At 68.3% G+C, this 12,775-nt stretch carries 5 protein-coding genes; all 5 read right to left on the bottom strand.

What is annotated here, in order from left to right; all coding sequences use genetic code 11:
- Position 1: 1 nt before the first annotated feature.
- Genes WC493_RS03005 through WC493_RS03025 form a run of 5 tightly spaced genes read right to left on the bottom strand, consistent with a single transcriptional unit; the run spans position 2 to position 12,771 of the window.
- Positions 2 to 3,091, bottom strand: coding sequence for an efflux RND transporter permease subunit (locus WC493_RS03005; RefSeq protein ID WP_373062372.1), 3,090 nt, complete (start codon positions 3,089 to 3,091; stop codon positions 2 to 4).
- Positions 3,091 to 6,189: a multidrug efflux RND transporter permease subunit gene (locus WC493_RS03010; RefSeq protein WP_373062374.1), complete on the bottom strand. Its 3,099-nt coding sequence runs from the start codon at positions 6,187 to 6,189 to the stop codon at positions 3,091 to 3,093. The genes WC493_RS03005 and WC493_RS03010 overlap by 1 nt, the downstream gene beginning before the upstream one ends.
- 25 nt (positions 6,190 to 6,214) lie before the next feature.
- Positions 6,215 to 7,450, bottom strand: coding sequence for an efflux RND transporter periplasmic adaptor subunit (locus WC493_RS03015; RefSeq protein ID WP_373062376.1), 1,236 nt, complete (start codon positions 7,448 to 7,450; stop codon positions 6,215 to 6,217).
- Positions 7,443 to 8,777 (bottom strand): glycosyltransferase, encoded by a 1,335-nt coding sequence (locus tag WC493_RS03020; RefSeq protein WP_373062378.1) that lies wholly within the window; start codon positions 8,775 to 8,777, stop codon positions 7,443 to 7,445. The genes WC493_RS03015 and WC493_RS03020 overlap by 8 nt, the downstream gene beginning before the upstream one ends.
- A 4-nt stretch (positions 8,778 to 8,781) precedes the next feature.
- Positions 8,782 to 12,771 carry an amino acid adenylation domain-containing protein gene (locus tag WC493_RS03025; RefSeq protein WP_373062380.1) on the bottom strand — a complete coding sequence of 1,330 codons (3,990 nt, stop codon included), beginning with the start codon at positions 12,769 to 12,771 and terminating at the stop codon, positions 8,782 to 8,784.
- Positions 12,772 to 12,775 lie beyond the last annotated feature (4 nt).

The raw sequence follows: 12,775 nt of genomic DNA on the forward strand, positions 1-12,775 counted from the left end.
ATCACTCCGCCGGCATTTCCGACGGCAGGAAGCGCGCGCGCCGCCGGCCGCGCATCCGGTCGACCGCGAGATAGACCACGGGCGTCGTATAGATCGTGACGAATTGCGCCGCGATCAGCCCGCCCACGATCGAAATGCCGAGGGGCTGGCGCATCTCCGCCCCGACCCCGAAGCCGATCGCCAGCGGCAAGGCACCGAAGACCGCGGCCAGCGTGGTCATGGTGATCGGCCGGAAGCGCAGCCGGGCGGCGCGCAGGATCGCCTCGCGCGGGGTGAGGCCGGCCTCCCGCTCCGCCACCAGGGCGAAGTCGACCATCATGATCGCATTCTTCATCACGATGCCGATCAGCAGCACGAGGGCGATCGCCGCGATGACCGAGAATTCGACCCCGGTGATCAGCAGGGCGAGCAGCGCGCCGACGCCGGACGAGGGAATGGTCGAAAGGATCGTCAGCGGATGGGCATAGCTCTCGTAGAGCATGCCGAGCACGATATAGATCGCCACGATGGCGCCGAGCAGCATCCAGCCCTGGGCGCTATTGGCCCGCCGCGCCGTCTTGGCATCGCCCGCGAAGAAGCCGGTCACATCGGCCGGCAGGTTCAGGCTCTTCACCTTGGCCTCGACCGCCGCCATGGCGGAGGAGAGGGCCACGCCTGCACCCAGGTTGAAACCGATGGTGATCGCCGGCAGCTCGCCCTGGTGGTTGATCTGCACCGGCGTCTGCCCGGGATCGAGCGTGGTCACGACCGAGAGCGGCACCTGCTTGCCCCCCGTGCCGGTGACATAGAGCCGGTCGAGGGCGGTGAGATCGGCCCGGTCGGCCGCGCGCACTTCGAGCACCACCTTGTTCTGGTCGAACTCGTTGTAGATGGTCGAGACCTGCCGCTGACCGAAGGCATTGTAGAGCGCGGCGTCGATCGCCGCCGAGGAGACGCCGAGGCGGGCCGCCGCATCGCGGTCGATCGTCAGATGGGCTTGCAGGGCGCCGGCATCCTGGTCGGTCGAAACATCGGTCACCTCTGGCACCGTCTTCAGGGCGTCGCGCACCAGGGCGACCGATTTCTCCAGTCGGGCGAGGTCTGGGCCGGAGAGCGTATATTGATAGGCCGCCCGCCCGGCTCGCCCGCCGGTGCCGAAATCGTCGACCGGCGAGAGATAGGTATCGATTCCCGGCAGCGCCGCGAGCTTGGGCCGCAGCCGTTCGACCACCTGCGCCGCGGTCACGTCGCGCTGGCCGAAGGGCTTCAGGTTGACCGTGAGATTGCCGTTCTTCAGCGCGTTCCAGAGCCCGGTGCCGACGAAGGAGGAAACATTGTCGACCGCCGGATCGGACAGGATGATCCTGACCGCTGCCGCCTGGCGCTCGCGCATCGCCTCGAAGGAAATGTCGGCCGGCGCATCGGTCACGCCGCGGATCACGCCGGTGTCCTGCTTGGGCAGGAAACCCTTGGGCACTACGACGAAGAGCGCCATCGCGCCGACCATGAACAGCCCGACCAGGCCGAGCATGAGCCAAGGCCGGCGCAGCGCCCGCTCGAGACTGCCGGCATAGAGATCGGTCAGGCCCTGGATCGCGCGCTCCACCTTGTTGGAGAGCCGCCCCTCCGCCACCTTCTCCCGGCCCAGCAGATGGGCGCACATCATCGGCGTCAGGCTGAGCGAGACCAGGGCGGAAAGGACGATGGCGACCGCCAGCGTCACGCCGAATTCGCGGAAGAAGCGGCCCAGCACATCGGGCATGAAGAGGATCGGGATCAGGGCGGCGAGCAGCGAGACGGTCAGGGAGATCACCGTGAAGGCGATCTGCCGGGTGCCCTTCGCCGCCGCCCGCATCGGCGTCTCGCCCTTCTCGATCAGGCGGAAGACGTTCTCGATCATCACGATCGTATCGTCGACGATGAAGCCGATCGCGATGATCAGCGCCATGATCGAGAGATTGTCGAGACTGTAGTCGAGCAGATACATCACCGCGAAAGTGCCGGCCACCACCACGGGGATCGACACGGCCGGGATCACGGTGGCCCAGAAACGGCGCAGGAAGAGCGCGATCACCATGACGACCAGCGCGGTCGACAGCGCCATGGTCAATTGCACGTCGGCGATGCCGGCGCGCAGCACCCGGGTCCGGTCCGCCACCACCTGGACACCGACCGCCGGGGGCAGCCAGCCGCGCAATTCGGCCAGCGCTGCGCGCACGCCGTCCACCACCTGGATCGTATTGGCGCCCGGCTGTTTCCGCACCTCGACCAGGACCGCGCGCTTGCCGTTCAGCCAGGAGCCGACCTTGGTGTTGGAAACGTCGTCGCTCACCGTGGCGACCTGGCCCAGGCGGATGGCGGCGCCGTTCCGCCAGGCGATCACCTGGGTGCGGAAGTCCTCGGCACTGTGGAGCTGGTCGTTGGCGGCGATCGCCACGGTCTTGTCCGGCCCGTCGAAACTGCCCTTGGGGCCGAGGGTGGAAATCGCCCCCAGCGCCGCCCGCAAATCTTCGAGCGACAGGCCGAGGGAGGCGAGCGCGCCCGGATCGGCCTGGACCCGCACCGCGGTCGCATCGGCGCCCGAGAGCGACACCTGGGAAACCCCCGGCACCTGGGAAAGGCGCTGCGACAGCAGCTTGTCCGCGAGGTCGTAGACCTGCGAGGCGGGCAGGATGTCGCTCGCCAGCGCCAGCGTGATGACCGGGAAGACGTTGGGATTGGCCTTGATATAGAAAGGCGGCGCCGGCATGTCGGAAGGCAGCACCGCCGCCGCGGCATTGATCGCCGCCTGCACGTCGCGCGCCACCGCGTCGATGTTCCGCCCGATGTCGAACTGGGCGACGATCGTGGTGCCGCCGATCGAATTGATCGAGGTGAGTTCGGTCAGGCCGGCGATCGTGCCCATCTGGCGTTCCAGCGGCGTCGCGACCGAGGCGGCCATGGTCTCGGCACTCGCCCCCGGCAGGCTGGCGCGCACCACCACGGTCGGCAGGTCGACGATCGGGGTCGAGGAGACGGCCAGATGGAAATAGGCGGTGAAGCCGAGCAGCAGCACACCGATCATCACCAGCGTGGTCGCGACCGGCCGGCGGATGAAGACGTTGGAATCCATCACTCGGCCGCCTGCGGCACCGCGCCGAGGCCGAGCCGCCGCTGCAGGCGATCGAAGGCGAGATAGATCACCGGCGTCGTATAGAGGCTCAGGGCCTGCGAGAGCAGCAGGCCGCCGACGATCGAAATACCGAGGGGCGAGCGGATCTCCGACCCCGTGCCGGTGCCCAACGCCAGCGGCAGGGCGCCGAGCAGGGCCGCCATGGTGGTCATCATGATCGGGCGGAAGCGCAGCAGGCAGGCCTGTACGATCGCGGCTTCCGGCTTCATGCCGCCGTTTCGCTGCGCATCGAGGGCGAAGTCGATCATCATGATCGCATTCTTCTTCACGATGCCGATCAGCAGGATGATGCCGATCAGCGAAATCACGTCGAGCTCCTTGCCCGTCAGCATGAGGCCGAGCAGGGCGCCGACGCCGGCCGAAGGCAGGGTCGAGAGGATCGTGATCGGGTGGATATAGCTCTCGTAGAGGATGCCGAGGACGATATAGACGGTGACCACCGCGGCCAGGATCAGCAGCACTTCGGCGGCGCGCGAACGGCCGAATTCCGCCGCACTGCCGACGAAACTGGCGCTGATCGAGGAGGGCATGCCGATCGCCGCCTCCGCCTCGTGGATCGCCCCGGTGGCGCTGCCGAGCGATGCTCCCTCGGCCAGGTTGAAGGACAGGGTGACGGCCGGGAACAGGCCCTGGTGCATGATGGCGAGCGGCGCCGCCTGCAGCTCGACCTTGGTGAAGCTCGCCAGCGGCACCATCTCGCCCTGGTCCGACTTCACATAGGCGAAGCGGAAGGCGCCGGTATCGGCACGGAAGTCGGGCGCCACCTCCAGGATCACATGATACTGGTTGGTCTGGGTGTAGAGGGTGGCGATCTGGCGCTGGCCGAAGGCATTGTAGAGGGCGTCGTTGATCGTCCCGACCGAAATGCCGAGGCGGGCCGCCGCGTCGCGGTCGATGGTCAGCATGGCCTGCTGGCCGCCCGCCTGGGCGTCGGAGGCGACGTCCGCCACCTCGGGCCTGCGGCGCAATTCGTCGAGCAGCCGGCCGGACCACAGCGTCAATTCGGCGGCCGAAGCGCCCTGGAGCAGATATTGGTATTGCGTCCGGGCATGGACGGTGCCGACGGTCAGTTCCTGGGCCGACTGCATGAACAGGCTGATACCCTGGATGCCCTGCGTCGCCAGCTTCAGGCGGCGCATCACCCGGTCCGCCGTCTCGCCCCGATCGGCCCGCGGCTTCAGGGAGATATAGAGACGGCCGGCATTACCCGTCGAATTGATCGTGCCGGTGCCGACGAAGGCGGAAACCGCGGCGACATCCGGGTCGCGGCGCACGATGTCGGCCACCTGCTGCTGCTTGGCGGCCATGGCGGCGAAGGAAATATCGGGCGCCGCATCGGTCACGCCGACGATGAGGCCGGTGTCCTGCTGCGGCAGGAAGCCCTTGGGCACCACGATATAGAGGCCGATGGTGGCGACCAGCGTGGCGATGGCGACCAGCAGGGTCTCCCGCTGATGCACCATGACGAAGCCGAGGCTCTTCTCGTAGAGGGCGAGGCTCCGGTCCAGCACCCGTTCCGACCAGTCGGCGATACGGCCCTGTTTCTTCTTCTTTTCGTCGCGCGGCAGGAGATGGGCGCACATCATCGGCGTCAGGGTGAGCGAGACCAGGGCCGAGATGACCACCGCCGCCGAGAGCGTGATGGCGAATTCCCGGAACAGCCGCCCGACCACGCCCTCCATCAGGAGGAGCGGGATGAACACCGCGATCAGCGAGACGGTGAGCGAGACGATGGTGAAGCCGATCTGCTTCGCCCCCTTCAGCGCCGCCTGGAGCGGCCGCTCCCCCGCCTCCATGTGACGCACGATGTTCTCGATCATCACGATGGCGTCGTCGACCACGAAGCCGGTCGCGATGGTGAGCGCCATCAGGGAGAGGTTGTCCAGGCTGAAGCCGGCCAGCGCCATGATGCCGAACGTGGCGACCAGCGAAACCGGCAGGGTCACGCTGGGGATCACCGTCGCCCACAGCCGGCGCAGGAACAGGAACATCACCAGGACGACGAGAGCGATCGACAGCAGCAGGGTGAACTGCACGTCGGCGATGGCGGCCCGGATCGTCTCGGTCCGGTCGCTCAGCACGTCGAGCTTCACCGCGGGCGGCACGGTCGCGCGCAAGCCGGGCAGCAGGCGGTGGATGGCGTCCACCACCTCGATGATATTGGCGCCGGGCTGGCGCTGGATATTCAGGAGCACGGCGGGCTTGCCGTCGTACCAGCCGGCCATGCGGTCGTTCTCGACGCTCTCGCTCACCGTGGCGATGTCGCCCAGGCGGACCGGCGCGCCGTCTTTCTGGGCGATGATCTGGCGGCGATAGGCTTCGGCGTCGAGCAACTGGTCGTCGGCGCTGATCTGGAACGATTGCCGCGGCCCGTCGATACCGCCCTTGGGACTGTCGACCGTGGCGCCCTTGATCGCGGCCCTGACGTCGTCGAGCGAAAGGCCGAGGCCGGCCAACGCCACCGGATTGACCTGGATGCGTACCGCCGCCTTCTGCCCGCCCTCGATGGTCACCAGGCCGACGCCCGGCACCTGGGAGAGTTTCTGCGCCACCACCGTGTCGGCGAAATCATTCACCATGCGGAGCGGCAGCTCGTTCGAGGTCATGGCCAGGATCAGCACCGGCGTATCGGCCGGATTGACCTTGGAATAGGTCGGCCGGGACGGCATGAGCGCCAGCGGCAAGAGGCCCGAAGCGCCGTTGATCTGTGCCTGCACATCCTGCGCCGCGGCATCGACATCGCGGCCGAGGTCGAATTGCAGCGTAATCTGGCTCGTCCCGAAGGAAGAGACCGAACGCATGGTGACCAGGCCGGAAATCTGGCCGAGCTGATGTTCGAGCGGTGTCGTCACCAGCGAAGCCATGACGTCGGGCGAGCCGCCGGGCAGGCGCGAGGTGACCTGGATCGTCGGGAAATCCACCGTCGGCAGCGAAGTGACCGGCAGCATCCGGTAGCCGATCAGGCCGAGCAGCACGATCCCGATGGTGAGCAGCGTTGTCGCCACCGGCCGCAGGATGAAGGGGCTGGCGATGTTCATCGGGGCTGCACCGAGGCGCCTGCGGCTAGCTGCCGGCGGCGGTCGAACCCGCGACCGGGGCTTCGGGCTGGGGCGGGGCCGGCACGGTGGCAGCACCCGGCTGGAGCTTGTACTGGCCGTCGACGACGACCTTCTGGCCGGGCGTCAGGCTCGAATCGATCAGGGCGCGGCCGTCCTGCAGCCGGGTCACCACGACCGAGCGCATGGAAGCCTTGCCCTCGCCGTCCACGATCCAGAGATAAGCGCCGTTCGGCCCCTGCTGGATCGCATTGGCCGAGACCGAGAGCCCGTCATAGAGCGTGACGCGGAGTCGGGCATTGACGAATTGCCCGGGCCACAGCCGGCTGTCGGGATTGGGGAAAGTCGCCTTCAGCTTCACCGTGCCGGTCGCCTGGTCGATCTGATTGTCGACCAGGTCCAGATTGCCTTCGGCGAGCTTCGTCTTGTTGTCCTTGGCGAAGGCATAGACGGCGAGCGTGCCCGCCTTCATGCCGTCGACGATCATCGGCAGGTCGTCGGCGTTCAGGGTGAAGAGCACGGCGATCGGGTCGACCTGAGTCACGGTCACCAGGGGGGTCTGGTCCCCGGCATGGACGATATTGCCGATGTCGACCTGGCGGAGCCCGGTGCGCCCGTCGAACGGCGAGCGGATCACGGTATAGTCGAGCTGTGCCTTGGCATAGTCGACCTGGGCCTGGTCGGCGGCGACCAGGGCTTCCATCTGGGCGACCAGGGCACGCTGGCCGTCGACCTGTTTCTTGGCGGCGAATTCGCCGATGCCGATCAGGCGGGTCAGATTGGCGCGGGCATCCGAGAGCTGGGACTGGTCGCGCGCCAGATTGGCCTGCATCTGCTTCCAATTGGCCTCGAAGGGTCGGGGATCGATGCGGACCAGGATGTCGCCGGCCTTTACCGCCTGGCCTTCCTTGAAGCCGATTTCGATAATCTCTCCGTCGATCCGGGCGCGCACCTGGACGGTGTTCGACGCCTGCACGGTGCCGATGCCGTCGAGATAAACCGGGAGGGGATCCTTGGCCACGGTGCCGAGGACGACGGGCACCGCCTCTCCCTCCGCGCCGAGGCCCACGGTGCCGCGGCCGCCCACCACCAGGCTGCCGAGCGCCAGCAGAAGCCCGGCCCCGAGGCCGAGGGCGACGCCCCGCTGGATCAGGCCGAAGCCGGCCCAGGCCGCACGCGCCCGTCCGCCCAGCGCATTGGCACGGGCGACGATAGTGGCACGGACGGCGGCGACATCAGCCAATTGCAGCCTCGGCGGCAGGGTGAACCGGCCCGGTTGTGCCATGTTCGGGCCGCGCGGTCGAGTGCAGGAGATCCCATTCCTCGAGCTGGGCGACCGCGGTGGCGACACCGGTCTCCCGCTGCATCCGCTCGCCGAGGGCCGCGGCCGCCGCGATCATGTCGGGCTTCCGGGCGCGCTCGATGGCGGCGGCGAGCGCCTCCACCGTCACCGTCTTCCGGTTCAGGTGCTTCGGTGCCGCCCCCAGCTTCTCCAGCCGGTCGGACCAGAAGGCCTGTTCGGTGATGAAGGGCATGATGACCGAGGGGATGCCGGCGCGCGCCGCCGCTGCCGTGGTGCCGGCGCCGCCGTGGTGTACGGCGACGGCCATGCGCGGGAAGAGCCAGTCGTGCGGGGCCGCCTGGAGGACGAAGATCTTGTCGTCCCGCAGGCTCTCGTCCGCCGCGATGCCGCCCCAGCCGGTCGCCAGGATGGCGCGGCAGCCGACCTGCTTCAGGGCGGCGATGACGATCCGCGTGATCCGTTCGGTGTCGCGCCCGAAGATCGAGCCGAAGCCGACATAAACGGGCTTTTCGCCCGCGGCCAGGAAATCGGCCAGGTCCCGCGGCGGGGTATAGTTCTCGCCCTCGTCCAGGTACCAGAAGCCGGTCACCACCTGGTCCTCGTTCCAGTCGCGCGACTTGGGCAGGATCTCCGGCGAATAGGCATAGAGGACGCGGCGCCGGCTGCGCGGCCCGCCGTAATAGGGGCCGAGCCAATTATAGGGCTTCAGGCCCAGGTCCTTGCGCAGCATCTCGTTGATCGCCGGGGCGAACATCTGCCAGGTGAAGAAGCGCAGCGCATGATAGAGGCCGAGGTTGAGGAAGCCCGGCAGCGGAATCCGGCTCGGCGGCAGCATCATGGGCTGGATGTCGCGGCAGGGCGTCATCGGCTGGAGCTGGGCCTGGACGCAGGGAATCCCCGTGGCGTCCGAGAGCGAGGCGACCAGGATGGTGGCCGGCCCCTGGCCGATCAGCAGTTCCGCCCCTTCGGCCGCCGCCCTGCCCTCGCGCCCCCAGTTCGACGCCATTTCCGAGAGATGGCCGCGCATGATGCGCCCCACCTTCACGACATTCATGCCGTTCTCGATCATCTCGGGCGCCTTGTGCATCAAGGTCTCGTAGTCCGCGGTGAGCGGCGCATATTTGACCCCGAAGCGGGTGATCAGGCCCTCGAAATTCTGGCTGGTCGCCAGGGTGACGACATGACCCTTGGCCTGGAGCCCGTGGGCGAGCGCCAGGAAGGGGCGGATGTCGCCCATGGTGCCGACGGCGAAGATGGTGATCCGCATCGCGTCACGCCATCGCCAGCCTGGGGACCGGCACCCGCGCCGCCAGGGCGGCCGCCAGCACCGGGCCGATTTCCGCCAGCACGGCGACATCCAGCATGTCCTGGTGGTGGCAGGCGACGGCATGGAGCTCGATCAGCCCGTCGACATGGGCCTCCCAGGCATGGGCCTGGTGGTGCAGAATCGAGTCGAGATCGGCGCCCTTGCCCTTCTCGGCCCTGACGAAGGTGATGTCGACATCGATCACGCCGGGCTCGAAGCGGCGGGCGAGGCGCATGTTGTTCTCGATCACCTTGCGGATATTGTCGAACAGGGCCGGGTTCTTGCGTTCCATGTCCTGTACCGCCGGGATGGAACGCACGGCATAGCGCTCGCAGATGAAGTCGGCCAGCGCCTGCATGGTCTGCGGCACCTCGCCCAAGGCGTCCTTCGGATAGCCGAGGAAACTCATGGCGCTGGCGACTTCGGCCGCCTCGTCCATCGGGCCCTTGTCGACCACGAAGGGATAGGCGTCCATCAGGCCGAGGAAGCCGACCTCTTCGCCTTCGGCGCGGAGCTGACGCGCGATCTCATGCGCCAAGAGCCCGCCGAAGGACCAGCCCAGCAGGTGGTAAGGCCCCTTCGGCTGGACTTCGCGGATCTCGGCCAGATAGTCGGCCGCCATCTCGGCGATGCTGGCCGGCAGCGCCGCCGCCTTGGTGATGCCGCGCGCCTGGAGGACATAGAGCGGCCGCTCGGCACCGATGTGGCGCAGCAGCCCGGCATAACCCCAGCCGAGGCCGAGCACGGGATGCAGGCAGAACAGGGGTGCCGCAGCGCCGCCGGTCTTCACTGGGAGCAGGGCCGCGAAGGGATCGTTGGCGCTGTGACGCTCCAGGTGCTCGGAGAGGCCGGCGATGGTCGGCGTGCCGAACACGGCGCCCAGCGGCACCTCGATGCCGTAGCGCGTGCGCAGCGCCGCGATCATGCGCGCCGCCGCCAGGCTGTCGCCGCCCAGCTCGAACAGATTGTCGTGCACCCCGACCCGCTCCAGCCCGAAGCTCTCGGCCCAGAGCGATGCCAGGCGTTCCTCCATCGGCGTGCGCGGCGCGACATAGCCTTCGGTCCGCTCGAAATGGGGCGCCGGCAGGGCGCCGCGGTCGAGCTTGCCGTTGGGGTTGACCGGCAGTGCCTCGAGGGGAACGAAGGCAGCCGGGATCATGTAATCCGGCAGGTTCTTCTCGAGCGCCAGGCGGAGCGTGTGGCCGTCGACCGTGGCATCCTTCTCGGGCACGACATAGGCGACGAGATGCTTGTTGCCGGCGTCTTCGCGCAGGATGACCGCCGCCTGGCGGACGCCGGGCTCGGCCGTGAGCGCCGCCTCGATCTCGCCCGCCTCGACGCGGAAGCCGCGGATCTTGATCTGGAAATCGCTGCGGCCGAGGAATTCGAGCGCGCCGTCCTCGCGCCAGCGGGCGATGTCGCCGGTCTTGTAGAGACGCCCGCCGGGGCCCCCCACGGATTCGGCGAAAGGATCGGCGATGAAGCGTTCCGCGGTCAGGTCCGGCCGCCGCAGGTAACCGTCCGCGACGCCGAGGCCGCCGATATAGAGATCGCCCGGAATGCCGACCGGCACCGGATTCATGTGGCGGTCGAGGACATGGACCGTGGTGTTCCAGATCGGCCGGCCGATGGGCGGCGCGTCCAGATCGCGGCCGGCCAGTTCCATCACCGTCGACCAGATCGTCGTCTCGGTCGGGCCGTAGAGATTGATCACCCGGCCGGAGAGGTCATAGAGGCGGCGCGCCAGCGGGCCGGGCAGCGCCTCGCCGCCCACCAGCGGCAGCACGCCGGCGAAATCCGCCGCATGGTCGGCCACCAGCGCCTGCCAGAGCGAGGGCGTCGCCTGCATCAGGCTGACCCGGTTCTCGCGCACCAGGGTGGCCAGCGCCTGCGGATCGCGCACCGTATCGCGTGTCACCACGATCACTTCTGCGCCCACGGTCAGCGGCAGATAGAGTTCGAGGGCGGCGATGTCGAAGGCGATGGTGGTGACCGCCATCAGACGGTCGGTCGGCCCGATGCCGATGATCTCGCGCATCGAGGCGAGGAAGTTGGAAAGGCCGCGGTGCGGCACCACCACGCCCTTGGGCCGCCCGGTCGAGCCCGAGGTATAGATGACATAGGCGGTATCCGCCGGGGTCAGCGGCGCCTTCCGCTCGGCATCGGTCGGATTGGTCTCGGCCGCACCTTCCGTCTCCTTGCGGTCGGTCAGCAGCAGGGGCAGGCCGTTGACCGGCAGGCGCGCCGCGATCGCCGTCGTGGTCAGCACCAGGGCGGGCGCAGCGTCCTCCAGGGTCAGCGCCAGACGGGCCGGCGGCGCCTCGGGGTCGAGCGGCAGATAGGCCGCCCCCGCCTTGTGGATGCCGATCAGGGCCGCCGGCAGGTGGCGGTTGCGCGGCAGGGCGACGGCGATCAGGTCGCCCGGACCGATGCCGCGGGCGATCAGCGTGTGCGCCAGGCGGTTGGCTTCCGCGTTCAGGGCGGCATAGCTCAGGCCGGCATTCACGTCCACCGCGGCGAGGCGGTCCGGGGTCGCCGCCACCTGGGCCTCGAAGCGGGCGATCCAGGGCGTCAGGTCGACCTCGTGCGCCGTATCGTTCCAGGTCTTCTCGATGCAGACGCGTTCGAGCGGGCTCAGGATGTCGATGGCGCCGATCGGGCCGTCGGGCGAGGCCAGCACGGCTTCGATCAGGCGCAGCATGCGGGCCTGATGCTCGGCCAGTTCGTCGACCGTATAGAGGCCCGGATTGGCGTCGAAATCGATGCGCAGCCCGCGGCCGTCGTCGCGGTCGTAGATGAAGATGGTCAGGTCTTCGACCGAGCCGTTCGAAAGATTATGGGTGGTCGAATGCAGGCCGCCGAAGCGGAGGTCATAGTCGAAGGGCTCGATATTGACCCCGACCCAGGAGATCTGCTGGTCCTGGCGCAGCAGCCCCAAGTCGCGGCGCAGGTCCTCGTAGCGGTACTGCTGGTGGCGAAGCCCGCCCATCACCGCCTTGGCGACCTGTTGGACCAGGTCTTCCAGCGTGATGGTCGGGCTGAGCGCCAGGCGGACGGCGATGGCATTGGCCATCATGCCGGGAATGCGGCGCAGCGCCCCCGAGGTGCGGCCGGTCACCGGCATCCCGAAGATCAGGTCGTCCTGCCCGGTGACGCGGTAGATATAGGCCGCCATCAACGAGATCAGCACCTGCGGCAGGCTGCCGCCATAGCGCTTGGCGATGTCGTGCAGCACCGCCGTCTTCTCGGGCGACAGGCGCGCGGTCGAGCGCAGCAGGCCGCCGGTCGGCTCGGCCCGGCGGCGCGCCAGCGAGATCGGCTCGGGCAGGCCGGCCAGGCGCTCCATCCAATATTCGCGGTCGCGGCCGAAGCGGGGCGAGGCGCGGTAGCTCTGCTCGGCATCGAGGATCGCCTCGAAGCGGCCGAAGGGGCAGGGCTCGGGCTCGCGCCCCTCGACCATGGCGGAATAGATCTCGGCGCAGCGCCGGGCCAGCAGGCCGCCGCCGAAACCGTCGAGGATGATGTGGTGGCACCGGTGGTACCAGAACCAGGTCTCGGGTCCCGCCTTGAACAGGGCGACGAACCACAGGAAGCCCTTGGCGAGATCGACCGGGCGCTGCAGCTCTTCCATCATCCAGGCTTCGGCGGCGGCGCGCGGGTCGGGCTCGTCGCTGACGTCGAGGAAGGGAATGGCGCGCTCGAACAGCGGGCTGATTTCCTGCCGGGGGCCTTCGTCGGTGTCGACGATATGGGTGCGCGCCGTCTCCGCCTCCTGGGCCAGACGGTGCAGGGCGGCGATGAACAGCTTCGGATCCAGCGCGCCGTGGATCTCGATATATTCCGAGATGTTGAAGACAGAACCCGTCGGCGCGATCTTGCTGCTCACCCAAAGGCCACGCTGGCCGATCGCCAGCGGCAGGATCTGTGCTGCATCCGGCCGTTCGATGATACCCATGGCC

This window comes from Zavarzinia sp., from assembly GCF_041650655.1.
GTDB lineage: Bacteria > Pseudomonadota > Alphaproteobacteria > Zavarziniales > Zavarziniaceae > Zavarzinia.

Coding starts and splice junctions, on each gene's coding strand:
- WC493_RS03005 (WP_373062372.1), bottom strand. CDS start 3,091: ATGGATTCCAACGTCTTCATCCGCCGGCCGGTCGCGACCACGCTGGTG.
- WC493_RS03010 (WP_373062374.1), bottom strand. CDS start 6,189: ATGAACATCGCCAGCCCCTTCATCCTGCGGCCGGTGGCGACAACGCTG.
- WC493_RS03020 (WP_373062378.1), bottom strand. CDS start 8,777: ATGCGGATCACCATCTTCGCCGTCGGCACCATGGGCGACATCCGCCCC.
- WC493_RS03025 (WP_373062380.1), bottom strand. CDS start 12,771: ATGGGTATCATCGAACGGCCGGATGCAGCACAGATCCTGCCGCTGGCG.